The organism is Prevotella sp. HMSC073D09, assembly GCF_001814145.1.
GTDB lineage: Bacteria > Bacteroidota > Bacteroidia > Bacteroidales > Bacteroidaceae > Prevotella > Prevotella conceptionensis.
Map to the genome: position 1 here is coordinate 41,250 of NZ_KV815141.1, position 23,420 is coordinate 64,669.

Sequence of the window (23,420 nt, forward strand, 5' to 3'; positions counted from 1 at the left end):
CACAGTCCTATATCCAACAGCGACAACACCCTTTTGCGGAAATGAAAAAATACCTCTTTATCCTTGCTCTCGCCCTGTTTGCCCTTTCGGCAAACGCCAAACGCACACAGGCAACACTGTCCACCGACCCCAACCTGCATGTGGGCAAGTTGCCGAATGGCCTTACCTATTATATACTTCGCAACAGCACACCCCCCAATCGCACCAATTTCTACCTCGCCCAATGCGTTGGCTCGCTGCAAGAGAGCGACAACCAACGCGGCTTGGCTCACTTCTTAGAGCACCTTTGCTTTAACGGCACGCGCCATTTCCCATCCAATACGCTCGCGGCTTACCTCGAAACGCTTGGCCTAAAATTCGGTCAAAACATCAACGCCTATACCGGAATGGAGCGCACCGTCTATCATCTCAACAACGTTCCCACAGCGCGCGCCTCGGCCTTAGACAGTTGTCTGCTTGCACTTCGCGACTGGGCATGCGACATTTCGTTTTCTCTCGAAGAGATAAATAAGGAACGTGGCGTGATTAACGAAGAGTGGCGACAACGCAATTCGGCCACGGCACGTATGATACAACGCAATCTCCCGCACCTTTACCCCAACAGTTTGTACGCTCGTCGCGCCCCAATTGGCTTGATGGAAGTGATAGATACCGTTGGCCCTTCCACCCTTCGGCAGTATTATCACCGCTGGTATCATCCCCAAAACCAAGCAATTATCGTGGTGGGCGATGTGGATGTGGCACGCACGGCCAAACGTATCGAGGCACTTTTCGCCCCCATACGCCCCACCAAGGCCGCGCGCCGACCCGCCATTGTGCCCGTTGCCGACAACGCCAAGCCCATCGTCGTGGTGGATAGCGACCCCGAACAGCGCACCACGCTTGTGCAAGTGTTCTGCAAAATGCCGCCCATAACGCCTGCTTTCAAAGCCTCAAGCACTTATCAACGCCTCTTAGTGCGCCGCTCTTTGATGATGTCGATGTTGCGCATGCGCCTTGCCGAGCAGGTGGTTAAGCTCCAATGCCCCTTCACGCAGGCCGTGGTGGGCTATGGCGTATATCTCTATGCCTCCTCAAAATACGCCTTCCAAGTAACCATTATGGCCAAAGAGGGACAGGCACAGGCTGCCACACAAACCGTGATGACCGAATTATGGCGTGCTGCCAAGCATGGGTTTACACCTGCCGAACTGGCTCGTGCCAAGGCCGAAGAGCGCAATATCATCGAACGGCAGTATGCTGCACGCAACGAAGTGGGCAATAATTACTTGGGCAACCAATTGGTGGAGCACGCCCTAAGTGGCGAACCCATGCCTTCGCCCGACGTTCTTCGGCAGTTGCGAACAAGCATAGTCGATGCCATTACGCCTACCGACGTGCAACAATGGCTGCGCAAGATGCTCCCCACTAGCGGTAGGAACCTCGTTGTTTTAAGCCTAAACCCACAACGCGAGGGTGCAACCCAGCCCACCCAAGAGAGCCTTTTGCAGGCCGTTTTGCAGCCCGCCACGGCCAACCTTGCACCATATAAAGACGATACCCCCAACCAACCGCTGCTCCCCGTATTGCCCAAGGCAGGCCACATCGTTAGCCAACGTCAAGAATCCGCTTTGGGTATCGAGCGCATAGAGCTATCTAACGGGGTGACGGTGCTGCTCAAACCCACCTCTACGAGCAAAGACGAACTGCTGATGACGGCCTTCGCGCCCGGCGGTTCGTCGCGTTTGGAACAGGCCGACTTCGCCAATGCGCGCTTCTTCAACCGCATTGTGGGTAGTAGCGGACTAGGCAATTTCTCATCACAACAGCTCACCAAGGTGCTAACGGGGCAAACGGCCAACGTCAATCTCTCGCTCGACACCTATTGGCTAAGCCTCAACGGCAGTGCCTCTACACGCGATGCCGAGTGCCTTTTGCAGCAAACTTACCTTTATTTCACCGCCTTGCGCCCCGACCAAGAGGCCTTTGCCAACATCATGACCAACAGTAGGGCGCGCCTTAGCCAAGTGTCAGGCCTGCCCGAAATGGCCCTTAGCGATTCGTTAACGGCCACCTTGCACGCCCACAACCCACGTTTCGCCCACAACACGTTGGCCGATCTCGACCATGTAGACCCCAATCGCATTCTCACCTTGGCGCGCCAAGGCATGGCCAATGCTGCAAACTTCACCTTTGTTTTCGTTGGCAACTTCCAACGCGACAGTCTTCTCGCCCTCGTTTGCCGTTACATCGCCTCGTTGCCTGCCAGCAAACCTCTGCTCGTTTCAGGTCAACCCGCCCCCATCAACCACCCTTCGCCCCACCATCAGGCAGCGCAAGACTCCACCACGCCCACCACTACCGCCGCTCCAAACAGCGAAACATCCCTCGTTGGCGCACTGCGCAGTGTGCAAACCTATGCCCCCGGCATCACACGCAACCACTTCCGACATGCCATGACCACGCCAAAAGCCAACGCCTACATCGTGTGGTGGGCCAAAGGTACGCCCTATACGTTGGCCAATATCGTGATGGCCGAGGCGGTGGGTCAGCTGCTTGGCATGCGTTACACGCAGCGAATACGCGAAGAAATGGGCGCGGCTTACTCCACCGATGCCTCTTGCACCCTCGCCGCCGATGTGAACACCACCTACTTAAAGCTATATGGCATCTGCCCAATGAAACCAGAATTGGTTGATAGCACCCTCAAAGCGATGCGCGCCGAGGCCGAAAACATGACTCGTAACATCGACCCCACGCTCCTCGAAAACGTGAAACGCCACCTCGCCAAACGCTTTGAAGAACGCACAAAGCAAAACAGCACGTGGCTACGAGCCGTGCAAACATGGGCACAACAGGGCATCGACATCCATACCAACTACCTTGCCGAACTGCAAAACATCACGCCCCAACGTCTGCAACAGTTCGTTGCACAACAATTAATGGCACAAGGGAACAGGGTTGAAGTGGTGATGATGCCGGAGTAATATAAAAAAAGGGCCGCAACCACAAGTTCTCGGCCTCACCCCCAACCCTACCGGCCTCACCCCCCAACCCCTCTCCAAGGGGAGAGGGGAGTATATGCGTTGTGAGTTTCTAAGTTTGGATGTTTGGTATATCCCATCAACAAGGAGTACAAAATAGTGATAACACATCTTTCCATTTAAAAATGGTGCACCGTTTGCCTTTTAATGTTGCAGAAGATACTAGTAAATGGATTGTAGTAGGAAAGCCTAAATCGTGCTGTTCTGCACACAAACCCCTCTATATTTAATGAGGAAAGGTCTGATTAGTAATGTTTTGTCGAAGAAACAAATCTGAACTTTGTCTGTTTTTCTCAGTGTTAACTTCCCACCAGGAAAGCCAATTGCAGTTTCTTTGTGGTTATATGGCCATACTCTAATGGCCTTAAACTTGAACTTTCCAGCCTTTTTAAGGTACGCCAACACAAGTGGGAACGTTACTTTTGCGAGTTTCCTTTTTTCTTTAATGAGCTTAGCACATTGCTCAAATTCGTCAAATGCTTTTAAGTCGCCCACTAAATCATACAACAAGTCCGAATGTTGGTCGTATTGTGTATGGCAAACAATGTAGCCTTTTGCAGGGTAAGCATGCTCGCCCCACCACATGGCGTCCTCCATTCTCGTGTCCCAAAAGTAGTATCCTTCACCAAGCCACGGTTCTTTAACCCCTTCCTTTAAGTTCCCAAGCTGGTCGCGCATAGTGCAAAAGAAAGGTCCGTGTTCTTCAATGTCCTTGTCGTTGCACCTGTTTTCAAGTGTTTGGTATATGTCCGTAAGTTTCATTCATCAACTTAATCAGAAACTTTTGTGTTGTTTTTCAAATCATCGGTAAGCCCAATAAGATTTACAGTTGGCAACAAAATAGGCTGAATATTAGCCTGTAAGCTCATTGTGCTGACAAAAGCCCTAATGTAAGGGAAGAGGATAGCAATGCTATTGGGGTAGAAATAGTCTGGAATATCACTTAGCTTATGTACGTTCTCAAAAGAAAACGAAGCTACGCACGACACGCCTACCACCAAAGCATCTGTTTCCTTGCATGTAATCATTACGTCGAATGTCAACTCGTAACGTGCTTGTGCTTGGTTAAAGACCCCTTGGGGATTGAAAGAAAGCATCAACCCAGCATCGCTGGGCAAAGTAAAGTCTAACGATGCCTTTGTAAAACGATATTCATCAAGTTTAAAAGCTGCTTCTTGCATAGGCTATGCTGCGTGGAAATACGGCGTATTTGCTTTATAATGGTGACAGGATAAGGCTGGTTCATAAGCGACTCTACTAACTTCCACACCATCAAGAAGATGAGTACACGGCAACTCTATGTCGAAATTTCCTTTTACATATTCGACATAGGCGATGGCATCAGGGCCAATCTCGTTAAGGTATTCTAGCTCTTTAAAGTCTTTCTCAAGAACATCTTGCGGTGTTTTATCGAAATAATCTTTAAGGCTATCTAAAAGATCTCCCATAATTATATCTGTAAATGATTGTTGCAAACGTTAGATATAAAATATCTATAATGCAAAATTAGGCTTTTTATTGCAAACAACAAAAGTTAAATCACTTTATTTTCAAAATTTGGCATACTACAATAGGTGAGAAGATGAAAAGATGGCTACGCCCTTTAAAGGTGAAAAAGTGAAAGGGTGAAAAGATGCTGCGCCTCCTGCCAACTCATTTATTCGTTAGCTTGTCCACTCGTCGACCTGTTAACTTGCTAAAAGTTAGAATAGCACCTTCTTCATCTTAACAAGTGTTCGCCTAGAATGTTTATAAGTTGCAAGTTGTTGAATTTCTCTTTGTCTGGGTCGAATTTCGGCCAACTTAACGCTTTGGGATTGAAACGCTTTTCTTGTTCCTTACGTTTAAGAATGAGGGGTGAAAAGCCTTGAAAACGTAAGTAAAGGTAGCATGCTGTTGTGTCGGAAAAGGCTTTCTGCTCTTTCCTACATACCGAATCCTTTTTGGCAACATTCTCTATCACATGCTTTTGTGCAAAAGATGTGGCAGAAATAGTAATTGCAGCCCCAAGGAAAAGAACCCTCGTGCGTTTTAGTTTATATACCAAACTTTGTATCGGCCATGTGTATATCGGTAGATTCATGTGTGTTGAGTGATTCATTGCTGTGTTCGTCTGTTTTTTCATGGAAGAAATGAGCCATAAGCCACTTAATAAAATAGTGCCAAATAAACTTCCTCCATAAATGTTTTTAAAGTTCATCCTCTGCTAGAGGGGGTATGTTATACGCTCATAATGGTTTGATTGTTAATGTGAATAAACGCCTATACATAGGGTGGCAAGATATTGCAAATATATAAAATAAAAAGAAACACACCAAATATAACGCTCAAAAAGTTACGCTTTTGATGTGTTAATTTTCATACGGGATAATGTGGGTATTGAAAGAGGGAGAGGTGAAAACGGCCACAAAAGACCTCAAACCCAACACTACCGGCCTCACCAACCCCCAACCGGCCTCACCCCCAGCCCCTCTCCAAGGGGAGAGGGGATGATATGCCTTGTGCATTGACCACTTGCTACTGGTTAGCTTGTCAACTCGTTAACTGGTTAACTCGTCAACTCTCTAACCACTCGCCCACTTCTCAAACCCTCGTCAACTGGTTAACTAGTTAACTTGTCAACTTATCAACTGGCTCACTCGTTAACTAACGATCTCGTCAACTCATCTTCCCTTGTCCACTTTTCAGCAAAGGTTTTAACATTATGGCTGCGATTTTTTCATCCAATCGCGCACCAAGGCGCAAATAATCGATTCTCGCGGAGGTTTGTTTTGGTACAAAAAGGGGGGAGTATGTGAATGCAGCAAGATGAATATTTATTTAATAAAAACGCCATTTGCACCATTTTTGGGGTTATTTGCTGCTAAATGCAGTGCAATTTGGTGCTAAACGTAGTGCAATATGCCGCTAAACGCAGTGCGTTTTGGTGCTAAATGCAGTGCGTTTTGGTGCTAAACGCAAGGTAAAATGGTGCAAAATGCAGTACTTTTTGCCGCTAAACGCAAGGCAAAAGGCATAAATATTCACAATAATTGTATAAATAAAAGCTGTTAGTGCCATGATACACATGACTAAAAAGGGCGAAATGGTCGTTAAAAAGTGGGGTTTTAGTGGCTAAATGCAGGTAATTGGGAGCGAAAAAATGGCGAGTGGGCGGCCAAATAGAAAGGCTAAATGGTGCAAAATGCAGGTTGTGGGCGTAAAATGGGCGTAAAAATAAAAGAGGTGAGGCTGAAAAAAGCGGTTAATTGCATGGTTTTAGTGCTTTGTTTTCGCTAGAATGGGGTGACGAACGGGGTGCGTTTTGTAAAATATGACGTAGGGTTTTAAGGTTGTTAGTTAGCGGATATTATGATTTAGTGGGTTGGCCTGATTGTGGGTTTTATGGCCTTACATGTTCATAAGTTACTTCCGATGCCGCCATATCTACCTAACAAATGTTGGCAACGAATAATAAATGCAATGTGTACGATTATTGCAGAAAAGGCAGTAACTTTACCGCTGTAATCAATATAAGGCCATTGGCTGCCGCCATACGTGGGTAAATGCCGCATGAAAGGTAAGCCGAAGGCCAATTATCCCTTTCTTTTTCGATGTCGCCCCATTATCAACAACATGAACATTCAAGAAATACTAGCAAGAAAAGGAGCACAAAAGGTTAGCGAAATTCCCCATGATGTGCTCGCACTACTTAATGCCGGCAAGATACCAACGGTAAATCTAACCGAATGGTTGGCCGTAGACCATTCGCAGATGGTAAAGCGTGTGTTTCCCGAAATGGGCGTTGATGCCACAATGATAAATGAAGTGGTTGACGAAATTGGTCGCCAAAAGAAACCTTCAACGATGAATGTGATTAAAGTGGTTGGTTCGCTTTTGCATGCAAAGTATGCGAATACATCTCAGTATGCAACGCTCTTCCAAGAATTAAGTACACACTTGTCCGACTCGGTGCGCTGCTATGCCTGCTATTTTGTGGCCTTAAATTCCGCCATCCCCCTGGTTGACAAACTTAGTTTGCTGAAACCATTGGTGGCCGACCATCATTTTGGTGTTCGTGAAGTGGTTTGGATGGCATTAAGACCAGAGATGAGTGATAACCTGAACATCTGTATTCCGCTGATGGAACAATGGGCAGAGAGTGACAATCCCAACATACGGCGTTTCAGTTGTGAAGCACTACGCCCGCGTGGTGTTTGGTGCACGCATATAGAGGCCTTGAAAGAAACTCCTGAAATATACTTGCCCGTTTTGGAAAAACTAAGGGCCGACCCTTCTAGATATGTGCAGGACAGTGTGGGAAACTGGCTAAACGATGCGAGCAAGAGCCGTCCCGACTTTGTTGCGGCTGTGTGTGAGCGTTGGGAAAAGGAAAGCCCAATAAAAGAAACACAATACATCATCAAGAAAGCCACGCGCACCATAAAGGGTAAGTAATTTCCCTTTTTTCGGCTACCTGAAGACCATTCTTGCTGTTTCTAAACTTTTAGCGAACAGAAATAATAAGTTAACGAGTTGGAAATCGGCCTATTGATTGACGAGTTAACAAACCTAGGGGTTGGCTAGTTGGCAAATTAAACGGGTCAACGAGTTAACAAGTTAACCCATTGACCCGTTAATAGGGGTGTAATAAACAAGGCATACCACTCCCCTCTCCCCTTGGAGAGGGGCTGGGGGGGGGCTGAGAGAGGCTGTGGGTGAGGCCTTTGTTGCCTTTCCCTTACTCCGACTTCATTGTAATCTCAATCCTTCGGTTACTTTTGATAATGGCTTGTGCCACCTGCTGTATGTCGGCAGCCGAAAGTTGGTCTACCAACGCCTCGTAATCTGTGTGCAGGTCAATGCCGTAGCGCAGGTGTTGGTACACAATGCTGTTCCAATAGTCGTTGACAAGCGTTTCTTGTTGGTGAGCCTTCTTTAAGTAAGCCTTAATCTTGCGAATACTTTCGGGATTGATGCGCCCTTGCGCCACGTGTGCCAACTGACGATATACGATGGGCATCAGTGCGGCGTACTTTTCAGGACCAGTTCGGAAACCAATCTTCAACAACGAGTTAGGACTACTGTTGCAGTCGAGTTCGCCTTGCACACCCACGCCATAGGCACCGCCCTTCTCTTCGCGAATGCTGTCGGTAAAAGCGATGGTAAGCACGCGACGAAGGGCATCGAGAGCCAAGTTAGACTTGGGCGTATAGGGCAAGTTGAAGGTGTAAATGATGGTGACAAGTGCCGATGGCGTGTTCATCTTCTTGGTGAAGACATGCGTTTCGTTTACGTTGCGCACCTGCGGAAAGTTGTTGGCAAAGCTCTCTTTGCGCCCTGCTGCGGGCAACGAGGCCACATATTGGCAGAGAAGTGGGCGAAGAGAGTCGATGTTTACGTTGCCCACAAGCAACATCTTAAAGCCCGTGGCATCGGCAAAGCGTTCGCGATAGAGTTGCATAATGCGCTGATAGTTCACCTTGTTGAGGCGTTCGAGGGTCATTGGGGCGGTGCGTTCGTTGTGACCATAGGCAATGAGCGAGAGCGAGTCGTTGTATTCTACCTGCGGATTGGCGTTTCTGTTCCTCAACATGGCCCGCCTGCGGTCGATGCTGGTGGCAAAAGCGGTGGTGTCTGTTCGCGGAGCGGTGAAGTAAAGATAAGCCAATTGGAACATCGTGGCTAGGTCTTTGCGGTTAGATTGTCCGCTGATGCCCTGCGTTTCTTGACCAACATAGGGCGAAACACGCACATGTTTGCCTGCCAGCATCTTGTCTAAGCGGTCGGCCGAGAATGCGCCCACACCGCCATCAACGATGGCATTGGGCAGGAAAGAGAAGTTGGGGGCATCGGTTTCGGGACAAAGCGAGAGTCCGCCTTCGCCCCAAAGACGCATGGTTATTTGGTCGGCGGCGAAGTTGGTGGGCTTAACATACACCTCGATGCCGTTGCTGAGCACAAGCTTTGTAACACCGAAGTGTCCGTAAGGCTGCTCGCTCACAATCGTTCCGGCCTTTGGGGCATGCTCGATGAGGGTTGTGGGCAGGGGCTCTTCCTTGTATGGCTGGTAGCTATTATCGGCTTGGGCCTGCAAAACGTATTGTTCTAGTTCTTGATTGCTGGGCAATGTAAAGCCTGCCTTTTGCGGAGCAATCACCGTTAGCACTTGATTTTGGTTAGAAATGAGCTTTCGGGCGGCCTCGTTCACCTCTTTGAGCGACACTTCGGCATCGAAACGCTTGGTAAGGGCAAGCCTTTCTTCGGGCGTTAGCAGGGGTTCGGCCGAGAGAAAATGGCGCACGGCCTGCATCGCCAACGTGCGATTGCGACGTTCGTTGCGTTCGTCAAAGCGCGTTTGGGCACGTTGCAGCGCATCGGCTTTGGCGCGTTGCAGTTCGGTTGCGGTAAAGCCAAAGCGGCGTGCGCGTTCGGTTTCGCCGATAACGGCATGGAACGAACCGCGTATGTTGTCTTCTTTACAGCCAAACGACAGGCTGAAAGCCTCTTTTGTCTGGGCAACGAGAAAGCTACCCGTACGTGCCGAGGCACTGAGCACGGGCGAAGGATTGATCTGTTTGAGGGCGGTAAGCCGCTCGCTAAGCATGGCTGTAATGAGGTTTTCTATGTATCCGTCGCGCACATAGGCGGTTTGGCCTTTCTGTGCAAAGGGTGTGGCGGGATGTTTCATGTGAAGACCCACCAGAACAATGGGCTGTTCGCTATCTTTTTCTACGGCCACAATCATGCGTTTGTTGTCGGGCACGGGGTAATAGGTGCGCTTGGCGGGATTTTTGGGTATGGGAATGGTAGAGAACAGCTGCTTAATTTTGGCCTCGATAGCGTTTACGTCGATGTCGCCCACCACCACGATGGCTTGCAAGTCGGGGCGATACCACTTGTTGTAATAGTCTTTGAGGTCTTGATAGGGAAAGTTGTCAACGATGTCCATCGAGCCAATGGGCATGCAGTCTTCGTATTTAGAGCCCTTAAAGATGGTGGGTTGCAGCTTTTCGTACATGCGTTGTGCGGCCATTCTTGCCCTGCGCGTGCGCCATTCCTCGTGTATCACGCCGCGTTCTTTGTCTATCTCCTTATCTTGCAGCAGCAAGTAGTGGCTCCAATCGTGGAGGATGAGCAGCACCGAGTCGACCACGGACGAACGTTTCAGCGGCACTTGCGAGATGTTGTACACCGTTTCGTCGATGCTGGTGTAGGCATTGAGGTTGGTTCCAAACTTCACGCCGATGGTTTCGCACCACGGAACGATGCCCGGAGAAGTGCCATCGTTGCGGAAATGCTTGGTTCCGTTGAAGGCCATGTGCTCTAAGAAGTGGGCCAATCCGCGCTGGCGTGGCTCTTCGAGGATGCTGCCCACGCGCTGTGCGATGTAGAAATCGGCCACGCCTGGCTCTTTGGCGTTGTGGCGAACAAAGTATGTTAGGCCATTTTTAAGCTTACCCGTGCGGTAGGTAGCATCGTTTTTGAGGGGCTGCGCCAACAAAAGAGTTGGCAGAAAGAGTAATAAAAGGCTTACTTGCCTTAGAAATCTTGTTTGCATATTGGATAATGTTTTGCTGTTTTAAACATACGCCGATGTATGAAGGCATTTTTTAGAACCCGCCTTAAAACGTGCAGCCTATGGCCAAAGTGGCCTCGGTGCGGTGTTGGTTGTCAATCCAAGGCGAAGGCTTGGCGGTTCGGTGCCACGTGGTTTGGGCGCGAACGTAGAGGGGAAAGGGCAAATGGCGTAGGCCAAAGGCGTATTTGGCGGCCAGATGCAAGCCCCATTGTGGTGCGGTTAGCAGGTGATGATGGCGGTAGAGATAGGCTTGCATCAGCGTTGGGGGCGATTGTTTGTCGCTAGGTGTTGCCAATGTGACTGTTTGGCCTGGCTCGCCGCTGCCCCATTGGTGAGAAAGTCCACCTGTAAGGGATAGCATGGCGCGGCGACTAAGGGAGATATTGCGAGTGACGAGCAGCGAAAGCAGGTTGGTATGCAGCTGTTGTCGCTGAACGTAGGGGTAGAGATAGGCCGAGATTTGGCGGCTGTCGGCTTGCAAGGCGGCCGAGATGGTCCAATGCGCGATGCCGCCAAACAGCCTTAACCATGCTGTATAGGCCAGTTTCAGGCTGCTCCAACGTTTGTTGGATGTTTTTATGGGGTCGAAATATTCGTAAAACGAACTGCCTGTTTCTGTTTGGTTCTCGCGATAAGTGGTTTTATGGTTGGTCAGCTGTTCGTTGGTATACGACAGCGAAAGCTGTTGTTGACTATACGTGCGGTATTTATTCAGCACCAATTGCAGCGCATAGTTGTCGCCCTGATGTTTGAAATGCACGATAGAATAAGGCGAGTTGCGCCCGTAAAATCCGTTTCGGTGCACCATCTGCGCACCAAGAAAGAGCGAGAACCCACGCCCCAAATTGCTTTCTGCCTGCAAGGCAAGCCCGTTTTGTTCGTCAAGTAGGGGCTGTTCGCGCGAGTCGTCGGTGTAGCCTTTGTTGCCAAACTGTTCCACTTCGCCCGTAAATGCGCCATAGTCTACAAGTGTTTTATACACCTTTTCGGTTTTTCCGTAGGTTACAAAGCGTAGGCTTTCGGTACTTCGGCCGTAGATGTAGTTGGCGCCCAGTACCCAATTAGTGCCTATCGGGGCGGCGATGCCGAGCGAAAGGTTGAGTTGCATCAGGCTGTTTCGGTGGCGAAGGTCTTTGTATTTGGCGTAATTGGCGGCGGTATAATCTACCTTTGCGCCCACGGCTAAGCCTCGCCAGAGGTCTATACCCACGGCTCCTACGAGGTTATAGGTGTCGCGATGCTTGTTACCAGGATTGGTTAGCGAGTCTTCGGATAGGTCGAAGGGTTTGCGTTCGGGGTTGATGAACACCGAACCCAACATGTTTTTGCCCGCGAAGTTGTCGTAATCCATTCGCCCGTAAACCACGGTGCGTGGGTTAATACGGAAAAACGACTCGACCATAGTGCCTGCTTGCACCACGTTGGAGGACTGGGAGTAGTCCACAAGGTGGCCTTTGGCCACGCTGCCCCTTACTTCGGCCACCGAGATATTGCGCTGATTGTAGCGTGTTAGTGCTGCGGCATTGGGCGAAGTGAGCCAAGGGTTGGCCTGTTTCACGTAGTTGAAGTCGCGAAACACAAGCTGTTGGTCGGCCTCAACATTGGGCGATGCCAGGGGAAGGGCAAGTAAAAGGAGTGATAACACAGGGCGAATGGAGGGGTTAATGGGTTTAAAGAGGTAAGGATTAAAGGGGGAAAGGGGCTGGGGTTCTAATAATTTTAGGCATCCCAGTTATTCATATTATCCTAGGGATTCTAGATATTCTTGTTATCCTAGGGCTTCTAGTTATTCTAGTTGCCCTAGGAATTCTAGGCATTCTGGTTGTTCCAGAACGCCTAGCTTTCCTAGAAAACAGCCCCCAAAGCCCTTTTTTGTTAAGCCAAGCCACGCACGTGGCAGAGCGTTTTCATCTTGTTAATTTGTTAACTCGTTAATTTTCCAACTCGTCAACTTATTTCCCTTTAATGGAGAAGGCCTTCCTTTCGTGGAAGTCGTTGGTAGAGTTGTTGGTGTCCATATATATAATATGTGCGCCATTCTTTATCGAAGCCTCGGCATCGATGCCGCTTGGGTCGCCCGTAGACACGCCCATCGTGTAGCCATACACCAGCTTTCCCTTGTTCTCAGGCAGTTTTTCGGTCTCTTCTTTGTCCACGTTTCGGTAGAGCGTGTGGCCCAATTGGTAGGTAAGGAGTACGCTTCCGCCGTCTATTTCGGCAGGTAGGCGCTTGGCACTCTTGTTGGTATATGCAGAGCTAAACACTTCAATGCCATCGATAACCCACTCGTTAGGTATCTTTAAGTTGGCGTTCACCTTATCGACAGCAGCCCCTGGGGCATAGATAATGTTCGAGACGTTGGTGGCATAGTTGCGTGGCGTAACGCCTTTGGTCTGGAAAATGAACATGGCAGGTGACGTTACGCTAAGTGTCCAGCCATTACCTTGTCCGTATTCGACGGCTTTCAGATAGTGGGATGTGGGGATGAGCTCTGATGGAGAGGGATAATAGCGTTTGTTGTCGTATCCCGATTCGGGGTCGTACATGGCATAATAGTCTTTGTTTGCATAGTTAACGGAGTTAGAAAAAGCCTTAGTGTTATCGATAGCGCCATTAACATTCACCACGATTTGCGAGTAAGGCTGCATCACAAGTGGTCCTTGGAAATACCAAATGCCATGAATACCAGGGATGTAACCTTGTCCATCATATACCAACTTGCCGTTTTTTAGCCATTTGCTTGGTGCTTGCGCGTTGTAGGGATCCACTATACCAACGGCCAAATTATTGATTACGGCCACCTCGCCACCATTGTTATAGAGAATAAACCCCTTGTCCATCTGGAAAAAAAGGTCACCTTTATCAGGTTGGCAACCACCATTGTAAAGTTCTTTAATGATAATCTGGGCAGCTTTTGAGAGTTTCATTTCAAGCTTTATTTCCGTAGTGGGTGGCGATACAACTACCTTACTTTTATTGCCATTAAGGTTGAGTTTCCATATTCCATCGCCGCGTGTTGCACTACTCCGAACATCGTATATACCTGCTGGCACGTTGAACTCGGCCACGCCCTTAGCGTTGGTTGTGGCTACGAACACCGATGCGCGTGCGTCAACTAGTTCAACTTTTGCGCCTTCGTAGGGCTGAATGCTGTTTTCGGGATACTGCAAAGTTACGCTAACCTTGCAGGTTTGTACGGTATTTGTGTCGTCGTTGCTACTGCACGACAAAACCAGCAACGCAAAAAACGCCGCCAAGAACGAATTGATAAAAATTGTTTTGCGATACATAATTGCTTATTTATTAGTTAATGAGTTTTTTAGTTTATGAGGATATGAATTATTTTGTTTAGGAGTTCTTTTGTTTATGAACTTACGAGTTTACAAGAACGTTTGCCACGCTGCAACAATACATTTGGCTTAACTCCCCCCAACAACTGGCGTCATATCTTTATCTTCAGCCCCAACCCATAGTAAAAGGCGGGCACATACGAGCTGCCATAGAGCGAAGTTTTTTGTCCTGTGCGTGTAGAACGCACCTTACTCATGGTGTTCCAGAAGTTATTGGCATAGAACATCACTTGTACGCGGTCGCCAATCTCCTTGGTTACGCTGAAGTTGGCCGAGTAATAGGCCGACAGGCGTTCGGGATTCATCACGAAGGCATAGTTGGTTCGTTTCACCAGCTTAGCCAAATCGTTGAACAAAGCGGGGTCGTTGTCTTTGGCCCAAGCAAACTTTTCGGCGAAAGGGATAAGCTTATCGGGTTCTTCCCATGTGCTGTAATATTCGGGATAAACCACCATATGCTTGTCGCGAACATCCCGCGTGTAGGGCTTTCCAAAGAAATCGTCGCCCTTTTCCACAGCATATCCGCGCGTTCCGTTCGGCAATTCGCTTAGCGGACGGTTGTATTGATAGAGCGAACACTCAACGCGTAGCGACATGATGATACGTATGCGCGGCACGTGGGTTGTGAGGGTAATGTTGAGATTGGACTCGTGCGTGAGCGAACCGTTGCTTACCGAGGGCGACGCCGTATTGTCGGTAGAGGTTGTTCCGCTGCCGCGATAATGGCCAATATAGGTGTAAGGCTTGCCTTGGGCATTGAGCGTGCCAGCCTCCGAAGGCAACGCAGCGAAGAGCAAATCGTCTAATCCCTTGTAGTAATAGTAGTTTCCATCGAGCCTAAGTGAAGTGCGCAGTGCCTTGATTGGGGCGAAATCCACAATCCACTCTATGCCGAAACGTTCGGTGGGCGACCCATTTACGTACTTGCGGTTGCTCAGATAGCCTTCCCTTTCCTTGTAAGGCAGCTGTATTGGGGCGTTGGCACCCATGATGTCGTTCACGGTTACGATGCCTGTTTGTTGGTCGATGTGGTATTCGCGGTTGGCCGATGGGATGGGACAATGCTCTAATGCAGCTTGCGAAGTGTACTTATAGGTGTAGGGTTTGTACACCACTACGGCCGTATATGGGTTAAACGTTTTGTGATAAAAGGCTGAAACATTAACGCGCGTGTGCCCAATGTTCGCCTGTAAGCCAAGGTCAAGCTGGTTGGTGTACTGCCATTGCAGTTGTGGATTGTACACCGCCTGCGACGGAAAGGTGTGATAGGCATAGTAAGCCTTGTTGTCGGCCGTGCTACCAGGCGTAAATGCCAGTCGGTCTATGTAGCTGGTGCGGGGATAAAGCACTTGAAACGAGGGCAGTTTAACCGATTTTCCCCAACCTATATGTGCCGAAAGATTTCGCACCCAGGCATCCCTGCCATGCCAAAACACATAACGAAGGTTGGCGCGTGGCGAGAGGGTTGACGCCGTTCCGTAGGCCGAACCAACGATATGGCTGATGTCGTTGCGGACGCCCACGGTCAGTTCCATGTTCGAAAGCTTGCCCGTTGGCATATTTAGGCGTTCTTCGGCATATATGGCAAGGTTGTTCAGTGTGGGCAATTCGTGGTAACGGTAGGGTCGCCATGTGGGTGTTAGGCGCGCCTCCTCGTAGTAAGTGCCGCGGCCGAGGTTGCGACTGCCAGTGTAATCTGCCCCAACCGACACCTTATTATATATGCGCGCGAACCGCTTTACCCAATCGGCCTTCAACTTAAAGGCGTAACTTAGGGGTCTGCTATCGTTGAAACTGCGTACATACCAATAGCCCGTAGGCCCCAGAATGATGTCCGCCGAGGGGTGTTTGTCATAGTCGTAGGCCACGAAATAGCCCTCTTTCATGGTGTGGATGTAGGGAAGTGTAGTGGCTGAACTTGTGTGGCTGTAATTCTCGTATAGCTGATCGGCATACGAAAGCGACGATTTCAGTACCACGCTGGTGAGCCATTTGCGGTTGAGTAGCCACTCGGCTGAGAGGTTTGCGGTAAGCCTGTTGTCGCGTTCTTTCTTATAACTGTCTAGTTCGCCATCGGGATCGGCCTTCGAATTATATCCGCCCACATTGCCCGTAAGTCCAAGTTTCAGCGTTAGGGGCATGCTTTGGCGCATCAGCACGTTCATATAATGGGCCGAAAGCACGTTGCGTTGGTAGGCAGTGAAGGGCGAAGTGATGTCGCCGAACGTGCGCGCGTGTTCCATTGAGAAGTTAAACAGTCCCATTTTGCCGCCAAGGTCAACGCCTTTGCTTAGTGCCAGCTGGCGGGTGTTTTGGTTTAGCTTGGCCTCCACGATGAAAGGCGACTTTCCGCTGCGTGTGTTCACCTTCACAATGCCGTTGCTTAGGTCGCCATATTCCACCGACGGCACCCCCGTAACCACCTCAACGCTCTCGATGTTGGCTGTGCTAAGGGTACGCGTACCTGCTCCGAGTGTTTCGCCAGGCGTGGCGTTGTTGTCCAATCGCACGCCATCCACCTCGATGGCCGTACCAAACGAGGCGTTACCCATTTCTCCGCTGCTGCTGCGAAGGGCAATGCGGGTGTTGCGCAGCAACGAACTGTTCCATGTTTTGCCGCCAGGAAGAAGGCTCATGATGTCGCCAAGGTTCAAGGCTTGTCGGTTATCAAGTGCCAAGCGGTCGATGGTGTAGCTTGTTGTTGTGGCATCGCCCTTGCGTTTGGCCACCACTTCCACCTCGTTCAGTTTCAGGTTGTCGTCGTTTAGGCCGATTTCTACATGCGGCATGCCCGCCCTTACGTTCACCTTCGTGGTAAACGTGGCAAAGCCTAAGCAACGCACGGTGAGCGTTACATTGCCCGATGGCACGTTTTTAATGGCGAAACGCCCCTTATTGTCGGTGATAGCCCACAGCTCGCACTCTTTTAACGTAACGGTGGCATACTCTATTGGCTGCCCATCGCCTTTGCTTTTGACGGTGCCGTTCAGCAAAACGCCCTGCGCTTTGACCGTTGAGACCGCGCCCACGACAAACAAGAGGATTGCAAAACAAATTTTGAACATTCGCATTTAAAGGTTAGTTAATGCCGATGTACAGCAATGCTTTGCAAAGATAGCTATTATATGGAAAGCGGACAATACCTAAAAAAGGGGATAAATGGGGGTTGTTGGAGCAGTCGGACCAATCAGACTTGTCGGACTTGTCGGACCAGTCGGACTTGTCTGACCAGTCTGATTAGTCTGATTAGCCTGACCAGCCTGATTAACCAGGCACTCCCATCCCCTACAACTGCCCGGCCTCCACCTGCAACACCACCCTTTCGGTTAGTCTATCCACGCCATTAGGCTGATATTCCTTTTTAAGACTAGCCCCGAAAAACCAGGCAAAGGCCTGATAAAAGCCTGCGCGGATGGGTCCAAGAAAAGCTTGGATAAGCTGATACGAAGAAGAACTGGTTTCGCGATACACCAACTTGATGAGCAACTTGCCCTGCGCGTAGGTTAGTTTCTTCATTCGCGGCGTGTATTCGCGTTTGATGTCGGCCTCAACACGTTTCATGTGTTCGTCGCGCGCCTTCTTGTCAGGCAGCGTTTGTAAGTATTCGTAGGTCTCGATAATAATCTTGTTCACCTCTTTGGCAATGGGCAACACCTTCTTTACGTTATACACAAGGCGGTTGTACTCCATTCGTTGGCGTTCGTCTTCAAACGTCAGCGGCGGGTAAACGTATATCTTGTTCAGCTCCACATATTGTATGCTGTCGCCCTTATCCAGGACCCTACCCACCTTTACCATCGGCACAAAGGTGGGATTATCCATGTCTACCTCCTTCTCTTCGGGGTTTACACGGAGCTGACCGTCCTTTTGCGCCCACGAGTAGGCGACAAAAAACAACACAAAAAGCATAGCCATACAAAAGCGTTTCATTTCTTTTACGATTTATGTGCAAGTACAAAAATAAGTATTTTCTGCTTAAATATATGCCAACAACACATCTTATTTTCAGATTTTGCCTTGATTTACGCATTTTTTGTGTAAGTTTGTGCCTGATGAACGAAGACAAGAACATTATCGTGGGCTTTGATGCCAAACGCATAGTGCGGAACGGAACGGGCTTGGGAGCGTATGGAAGAAACCTAGTTAACGACCTTTCGGACCTTTACCCTAACGCACAACTGCTGCTTTATGCACCCGATGCGGGCCGAGAAGACTTGGCCCGACAGGTGAAAAGTGCGCCGAACCTGCGCATGGTGTACCCCAAGAACGCGAAAAACGCGCTGAAAAAGGCAGCGTGGAGAAGTAGCGGCGTGGTGAAAGACCTGTTGCGCGATGGCGTAGAGGTGTTTCATGGCCTCTCGGGCGAACTGCCCAAAGGCGTTAAACGCGCAGGCATTGACACCGTTGTAACCATTCACGACCTTATCTTCATGCGCCATCCTGAGTTCTACCATTGGTGGGACGCACTGATTTACCGTTGGAAGTTCCATCAAACGCTGAAAGAGGCCAACCGCATTATCGCCATTAGCGAATGCACCAAGCGCGACATCATGAAGTATGGCCACTATCCCGAAGAGCGCATCAGCGTGATTTATCAAAGTTGCGACACGCGTTTTCGCGAGCGAGCAACGCCCGAAAAGCTGAACGAAGTGCGCCAACGCTATGCACTGCCATCGCGTTTTGTGCTGAATGTGGGCACCATTGAGGCGCGAAAAAACGTGCTGCTTGCGGTCAAGGCCATGAAGAACGTGGACAGGGAAGTGCATTTGGTGGTGCTGGGCCGCCCCACGCCTTATATCAATAAGGTGAAATCGTGGGCGGCGCACAATGGTTTGTCGGCGCGTGTGCATTTCTTGCACAATGTTCCCAACGACGACTTGCCGGCCATCTACCAACAGGCCGAAGTGTTTGCCTATCCCTCGCGCTACGAAGGCTTTGGCATTCCCATCATCGAGGCCATACAAAGCGCACTGCCCGTGGTAGCTTGTACGGGGTCGTGTCTTGAAGAGGCGGGCGGCCCACATAGCCTGTATGTTGCCCCAAACGACCATAAGGGCCTGGCACAAGCCATCAATGCAAGGCTGAAAGGGCAAGCAGGGCGCGACGAATCTATCAGTCGGAGCATGGAATACGTGCAAAGATTTGAAAACAAGAACGTGGCGCAGCAGGTGGCGCAGTGCCTGTTTGAGAATAAGTAAGCCCAGAAAGCCAACAGCCACAGCAAGCCTAGAAAAGCTAACATCCATAGAAAACGGGCGTCGATACATGCCCAACCACCAACAATAAATGAAAAAGTGCATCATCATTGGTAGCGGACTTGGCGGCCTTTCGTGCGGACACATCCTCGCACGAAACGGCTATGAAGTAACCGTACTTGAACAAGAAACGCAAGCTGGCGGCTGTTTGCAGAGTTTCGTGCGCAAAGGCGCGAAGTTCGAAACGGGCATGCACTTCATCGGAAGTGCGGAAGAGGGACAGACTTTGTACCCCCTTTTGCGCTATCTTGAACTCGAAAACCTGCCGCTTAGCCGACTAGACACAACGGGTTACGATGTCATTTCGATGCCGCAAGGCAGGTTTGCCTTTGCCAATGGCCACGAGGCTTTTGTAGAAACGCTTGCCACGCACTTCCCCAAAGAACGGGATGGGCTGCACCGCTACCTCAATTTGGTGGAACGATTGGCGCAGACGTCGCCCATAAGCGGGCATCGGCCAACGCCCGAACAAATGCACTTGAAAACCGAATACCAAATGCGCGCCGTAGACGAGGTGATAAATGGGTTTACAAACGATGCCCTTTTGCGCAACGTGTTGGTTGGAAATTTGCCGCTCTATGCCGGCGAACGCGGACAAACGCCTTTCTCTACCCACGCGTTCATCACCAATTTCTACAACCAAAGCGCGTTTCGCCTAGCTGGTGGAAGCGACATCATTGCCAAACGACTTATCGAAGGCATTGTGCGAAGGGGCGGAAGGGTGCTCACGCGCAAGCGCGTTGAACGCATAACTTGCAACAGCAGCAAAGCAACGGGCGTAACAACGGCCGACGGCGAACACTTTGAGGCCGACCTTGTGATAGCCGCCATACACCCAACACTGGTGATGCAGATGCTGAACGATACCAACCTTATCCGTCCCGCCTTTCGTCAGCGCATGCTGAACCTGCCCAACACCAAGGGCGTATTTACCGTTTACATCAAGTTTAAGCCGCAAACGGTGCCCTATCGCAACCACAACTTGTATGGCTATGCCGCCGATACGCCTTGGCAATGCGAACAATACACGGCCGACAACTGGCCTTGCGGTTTCCTATATGTACACCTTAGCGATGCGCTTGCTGCCGACGAACAGCCGCCCAACACACACCAGCAGTGGGCCACTTGCGGCGAGATAATGAGCTACATGCGTTACGAAGAAGTGGAACAATGGGCCAACACGCGCATCATGCACCGCGGCGAGGCGTACGAAGACTTTAAACGCGACAGGGCCGAAAGGCTTATCAACGCCGTTGAAAGGCATGCGCCAGGCTTACGGCAGGCCATAGACTGCTACTTCACTTCTACCCCCCTCACCTACGAACAATATACTTCTACCTTGCAAGGCAGCATGTATGGCGTGGCCAAAGATGTTAGGTTGGGTTCGGCTTGTCACGTTCCAAGTCGCACACGCATACCCAACCTGTTCTTTGCAGGTCAAAACGTAAACTCACATGGCATGCTGGGCACGTTGGTTGGTACGCTGGTAACTTGCGGCGAAGTGCTGGGAGAGAAACTAAAATTATGAACAACAACCACATTATCATTATAGGCGGCGGACTAGGTGGCCTTACCACCGGTGCGCTTTTGGCCAAAGAAGGCTGGCAAGTAACGGTGTTGGAGAAGAACCACATCGTGGGCGGAGGGCTGCAAAACTTCTCCCGACATGGCATACACTTCGATACGGGCATGCACATATTGGGCGGATTTAGGCCAGGACAAACGCTCCACCGCATTTGCCAGCACCTAGGCATCGTGCAAAAACTTCGTCTGCTACCCGTAGACAAGCTTTGCATGGACGAGATTTATTACGCCGCCACCAACACCACTTATCGTGTGGCCGAGGGAAAAGAAGGTTTTGTGGAGAGTTTCGCCAAGCATTTTCCACACCAGCGCACGCAGTTGCAACGCTATGTGGCTGCCCTTTACCAGCTGGCCAACGAGATAGACCTCTTTAATCTGCGCCCAACGGGCGACAGCATTCCGCAACATAGCGAGCGTTTTCTGTGGTCGGCCGACAAGTTTATCGCCCATTACATCCACGATGAGCGGCTTTGCGATGTGTTGGCCTATATGAATCCCATGTATGGAGGTGTTTCGGGTAAAACTCCGGCCTACGTTCACGCCCTTATCAGCGTGCTATACATCGAGGGCACCGACCGCTTTGTGGGTGGTTCGCAGCAGTTGGCCACGGCTTTGACCGAGGTTATAGAAGATGCCGGGGGGCAAGTGGTGTCCGATGCAGAGGTGGTTCGCATTGCCGTAGACAACCGAACGGCAACCGCCGTGCAAACCAAAGACGGGCGAACCTTCGCCGCTCCTTATTATATAGCGGCCACACACATGGTCGAAACGCTACGCATCGTAGACAAGGGCGCGTTTACCCCTGCCTACACCAAGCGCTTGAACGCCATCGACAACACCTATTCGATATTCAGTCTTTTTGTAGAACTGAAACCACAGACCTTTCCTTACATCAACCACACCTGTTATTACCAACACGATTACCACCACGTGTGGCACTTGGGCCATTACGACCGCGAGCAGTGGCCTTACGGAATGATGTACATGACGCCGCCCTCGGCCGAAGGAAACAAATGGGCTACGCACCTCATCATTAACTGCGTAATGCCTTTCTCGGCGGTGGAACAATGGCAAGATACGCTTACGGGTAGGCGAGGAAAGGCCTACGAGGCGTGGAAAGCGTGGCACCAGCAGCGCATCTTGCAACGCATGGAGGAGGTTAGGCCGGGCTTTGCACAATGTGTTAAGCGCCTGTGGAGTGCCTCGCCGCTAACCGTGCGCGACTATTACCACGCGCCTGTGGGTGCCATATACGGCTTTGCCAAAGACTGCCACAACCCCTTGGCCACGCAAGTGCCTGTGGCAACGAAGGTAAGTAACCTTTTTCTTACGGGCCAATGTGTGGGTTTGCACGGTATTTGCGGCGTTCCGCTGTCGGCCATCACCACGGCAGAGGCCTTAGTGGGTAGAAACAAGATAATAGAAAAGCTGCAAAACATTTAACCCAAATCGGTCGTTAGAGCCTGTGCAGATTTTGTGTATTGTTGAGCATATTGGCTGTCTTGTTCTTGAAGGCGTAGCGGGCTACGTCGAGAGAATAAGACAGGCAAGATGCCGACAAGCAAACGAAAGATGAACAGGAAGCGATGGAAACAACCTAAAATAATAGGTAAGCGGTCTAACGACCGATTGGGGTTAAAGGCAGCACAACCAACAATATTAAAGAAGAACATGAGAACAGTACTTATCATGCTGCTGGCTTTGATGGCCAACCTAGGCCATGCCCAACAGCATAAGCCCTTAAAAATATGGCAAGGCACGCCCGAACGTGCTGCCAGCGTAACCCTTACGCCTTATATTCCGCAAGGTGCAGGGCGCAATTGCCCTGCCGTTATTGTATGTCCTGGCGGCAGTTACCATTGGCTAGACACCCGAACAGAGGGCGATGGTGTGGCGCGATGGCTCAACAGTCAGGGCATTGCCGCCTTTGTGCTCCGCTATCGCGTGGCAGGCGTGCTGGCTTTTATCACCCATTACCGCCTGCTTATTCGCGGACGGCAACAGCCCGACATGCTACGCGATGTGCAACGCAGTGTGCAACTGGTGCGCGAAGGGGCATCAGGATGGGGCATCTGTCCCACGGAGGTGGGCGTTATGGGCTTTTCGGCAGGCGGACACCTGGCTGTGGCCTCGGCCGCCTTTGCCACAACCAACTATCTTGCACCGCTAGGCATCAAGCCGAAGGTGAGTGTTCGCCCCGACTTTGTGGCCGCACTCTACCCCGTTGTTACGCTTGCCGACGAGCGTTATGTGCATCGCCGTTCGCGAAAGGGTATCTTGGGCGAATGGAAAAAGACCAACAATAGGCTGAAAGACTCGCTCTCGGTGGAGCGAAAAATACCTTTCGACTGTCCGCCTGTGTTCCTTGTGCACTGCGATGACGACCCCGTTGTGCATCCAGGCAACAGCTTGCTGCTCGACTCTGCCCTCACTTCAAAAGGCATTCCTCACAAATTCGTGCGTTATGCCACAGGTGGTCACGGCTTTGGAGCAAGCGATGTGAAGGGCTCGAAGGAAAGTAGGCAATGGCGAGAGGCCTTTGTGCAGTGGCTTAAAACAACAGCCCTGCCCTTAGCTAGGAACAACGCCAAGGGGGAAAAACGACATATATAGCGGCCTCACCCCCAGCCCCTCTCCAAGGGGAGAG

At 50.4% G+C, this 23,420-nt stretch carries 15 protein-coding genes; 6 read left to right on the forward strand and 9 right to left on the reverse strand.

What is annotated here, in order from left to right; all coding sequences use genetic code 11:
* Nucleotides 1-41 precede the first annotated feature (41 nt).
* Complete coding sequence (locus HMPREF2955_RS13835; RefSeq protein WP_070723996.1) at nt 42-2,966, forward strand: M16 family metallopeptidase; 2,925 nt, start codon at nt 42-44, stop codon at nt 2,964-2,966.
* A gap of 246 nt (nt 2,967-3,212) precedes the next feature.
* Here HMPREF2955_RS13835 and HMPREF2955_RS13840 read toward each other — a convergent pair whose 3' ends face one another.
* The 4 genes from HMPREF2955_RS13840 to HMPREF2955_RS13855 form a co-directional block, all read right to left on the reverse strand.
* Nucleotides 3,213-3,785: a hypothetical protein gene (locus HMPREF2955_RS13840; protein ID WP_070723997.1), complete on the reverse strand. Its 573-nt coding sequence runs from the start codon at nt 3,783-3,785 to the stop codon at nt 3,213-3,215.
* A gap of 8 nt (nt 3,786-3,793) precedes the next feature.
* Entirely contained in the window at nt 3,794-4,204 is a 411-nt protein-coding gene (locus tag HMPREF2955_RS13845) for a protein-export chaperone SecB (RefSeq protein ID WP_070723998.1), read from the reverse strand.
* Nucleotides 4,205-4,207: 3 nt separating this feature from the next.
* Nucleotides 4,208-4,471 (reverse strand): hypothetical protein, encoded by a 264-nt coding sequence (locus tag HMPREF2955_RS13850; RefSeq protein ID WP_070723999.1) that lies wholly within the window; start codon nt 4,469-4,471, stop codon nt 4,208-4,210.
* Nucleotides 4,472-4,743: 272 nt separating this feature from the next.
* Nucleotides 4,744-5,223, reverse strand: coding sequence for a hypothetical protein (locus HMPREF2955_RS13855; RefSeq protein ID WP_070724000.1), 480 nt, complete (start codon nt 5,221-5,223; stop codon nt 4,744-4,746).
* 1,415 nt (nt 5,224-6,638) lie between these two features.
* Here HMPREF2955_RS13855 and HMPREF2955_RS13860 point away from each other — a divergent pair.
* The gene (locus HMPREF2955_RS13860) at nt 6,639-7,460 is read left to right on the forward strand and encodes a DNA alkylation repair protein (protein WP_070724022.1); all 822 of its coding nucleotides are present in this window, start codon (nt 6,639-6,641) and stop codon (nt 7,458-7,460) included.
* A gap of 283 nt (nt 7,461-7,743) precedes the next feature.
* On the opposite strand, the gene HMPREF2955_RS13865 is transcribed toward HMPREF2955_RS13860, so the two are convergent.
* The 5 genes from HMPREF2955_RS13865 to HMPREF2955_RS13885 form a co-directional block, all read right to left on the reverse strand.
* Nucleotides 7,744-10,563: a M16 family metallopeptidase gene (locus tag HMPREF2955_RS13865; RefSeq protein ID WP_070724001.1), complete on the reverse strand. Its 2,820-nt coding sequence runs from the start codon at nt 10,561-10,563 to the stop codon at nt 7,744-7,746.
* A gap of 64 nt (nt 10,564-10,627) precedes the next feature.
* Nucleotides 10,628-12,229 (reverse strand): DUF6850 family outer membrane beta-barrel protein, encoded by a 1,602-nt coding sequence (locus HMPREF2955_RS13870; RefSeq protein ID WP_070724002.1) that lies wholly within the window; start codon nt 12,227-12,229, stop codon nt 10,628-10,630.
* A gap of 307 nt (nt 12,230-12,536) precedes the next feature.
* Complete coding sequence (locus HMPREF2955_RS13875; protein ID WP_139145572.1) at nt 12,537-13,874, reverse strand: DUF4876 domain-containing protein; 1,338 nt, start codon at nt 13,872-13,874, stop codon at nt 12,537-12,539.
* A gap of 152 nt (nt 13,875-14,026) precedes the next feature.
* A complete protein-coding gene (locus tag HMPREF2955_RS13880) occupies nt 14,027-16,999 on the reverse strand; it encodes a carboxypeptidase-like regulatory domain-containing protein (RefSeq protein WP_070724003.1) in 2,973 nt (990 codons plus the stop codon).
* Nucleotides 17,000-17,219: 220 nt separating this feature from the next.
* Entirely contained in the window at nt 17,220-17,864 is a 645-nt protein-coding gene (locus HMPREF2955_RS13885) for a DUF4294 domain-containing protein (protein ID WP_070724004.1), read from the reverse strand.
* A 122-nt stretch (nt 17,865-17,986) separates the two neighbouring features.
* Here HMPREF2955_RS13885 and HMPREF2955_RS13890 point away from each other — a divergent pair, with 122 nt between their 5' ends.
* The 4 genes from HMPREF2955_RS13890 (at nt 17,987) to HMPREF2955_RS13905 (ending at nt 23,386) form a co-directional block, all read left to right on the forward strand.
* Nucleotides 17,987-19,132 carry a glycosyltransferase family 4 protein gene (locus tag HMPREF2955_RS13890; protein WP_070724005.1) on the forward strand — a complete coding sequence of 382 codons (1,146 nt, stop codon included), beginning with the start codon at nt 17,987-17,989 and terminating at the stop codon, nt 19,130-19,132.
* An 88-nt stretch (nt 19,133-19,220) separates the two neighbouring features.
* A complete protein-coding gene (locus HMPREF2955_RS13895; protein WP_070724006.1) occupies nt 19,221-20,717 on the forward strand; it encodes a phytoene desaturase family protein in 1,497 nt (498 codons plus the stop codon).
* On the forward strand, nt 20,714-22,216 hold the full coding sequence (locus HMPREF2955_RS13900) for a phytoene desaturase family protein (RefSeq protein ID WP_070724007.1): 1,503 nt from the start codon (nt 20,714-20,716) through the stop codon (nt 22,214-22,216). The genes HMPREF2955_RS13895 and HMPREF2955_RS13900 overlap by 4 nt, the downstream gene beginning before the upstream one ends.
* 261 nt (nt 22,217-22,477) lie before the next feature.
* Entirely contained in the window at nt 22,478-23,386 is a 909-nt protein-coding gene (locus HMPREF2955_RS13905) for an alpha/beta hydrolase (RefSeq protein ID WP_139145574.1), read from the forward strand.
* Nucleotides 23,387-23,420 lie beyond the last annotated feature (34 nt).

Coding starts and splice junctions, on each gene's coding strand:
- HMPREF2955_RS13845 (WP_070723998.1), bottom strand. CDS start 4,204: ATGCAAGAAGCAGCTTTTAAACTTGATGAATATCGTTTTACAAAGGCA.
- HMPREF2955_RS13850 (WP_070723999.1), bottom strand. CDS start 4,471: ATGGGAGATCTTTTAGATAGCCTTAAAGATTATTTCGATAAAACACCG.
- HMPREF2955_RS13885 (WP_070724004.1), bottom strand. CDS start 17,864: ATGAAACGCTTTTGTATGGCTATGCTTTTTGTGTTGTTTTTTGTCGCC.
- HMPREF2955_RS13880 (WP_070724003.1), bottom strand. CDS start 16,999: ATGTTCAAAATTTGTTTTGCAATCCTCTTGTTTGTCGTGGGCGCGGTC.
- HMPREF2955_RS13855 (WP_070724000.1), bottom strand. CDS start 5,223: ATGAACTTTAAAAACATTTATGGAGGAAGTTTATTTGGCACTATTTTA.
- HMPREF2955_RS13890 (WP_070724005.1), top strand. CDS start 17,987: ATGAACGAAGACAAGAACATTATCGTGGGCTTTGATGCCAAACGCATA.
- HMPREF2955_RS13905 (WP_139145574.1), top strand. CDS start 22,478: ATGGCCAACCTAGGCCATGCCCAACAGCATAAGCCCTTAAAAATATGG.
- HMPREF2955_RS13875 (WP_139145572.1), bottom strand. CDS start 13,874: ATGTATCGCAAAACAATTTTTATCAATTCGTTCTTGGCGGCGTTTTTT.
- HMPREF2955_RS13900 (WP_070724007.1), top strand. CDS start 20,714: ATGAACAACAACCACATTATCATTATAGGCGGCGGACTAGGTGGCCTT.
- HMPREF2955_RS13895 (WP_070724006.1), top strand. CDS start 19,221: ATGAAAAAGTGCATCATCATTGGTAGCGGACTTGGCGGCCTTTCGTGC.
- HMPREF2955_RS13835 (WP_070723996.1), top strand. CDS start 42: ATGAAAAAATACCTCTTTATCCTTGCTCTCGCCCTGTTTGCCCTTTCG.
- HMPREF2955_RS13865 (WP_070724001.1), bottom strand. CDS start 10,563: ATGCAAACAAGATTTCTAAGGCAAGTAAGCCTTTTATTACTCTTTCTG.
- HMPREF2955_RS13860 (WP_070724022.1), top strand. CDS start 6,639: ATGAACATTCAAGAAATACTAGCAAGAAAAGGAGCACAAAAGGTTAGC.
- HMPREF2955_RS13840 (WP_070723997.1), bottom strand. CDS start 3,785: ATGAAACTTACGGACATATACCAAACACTTGAAAACAGGTGCAACGAC.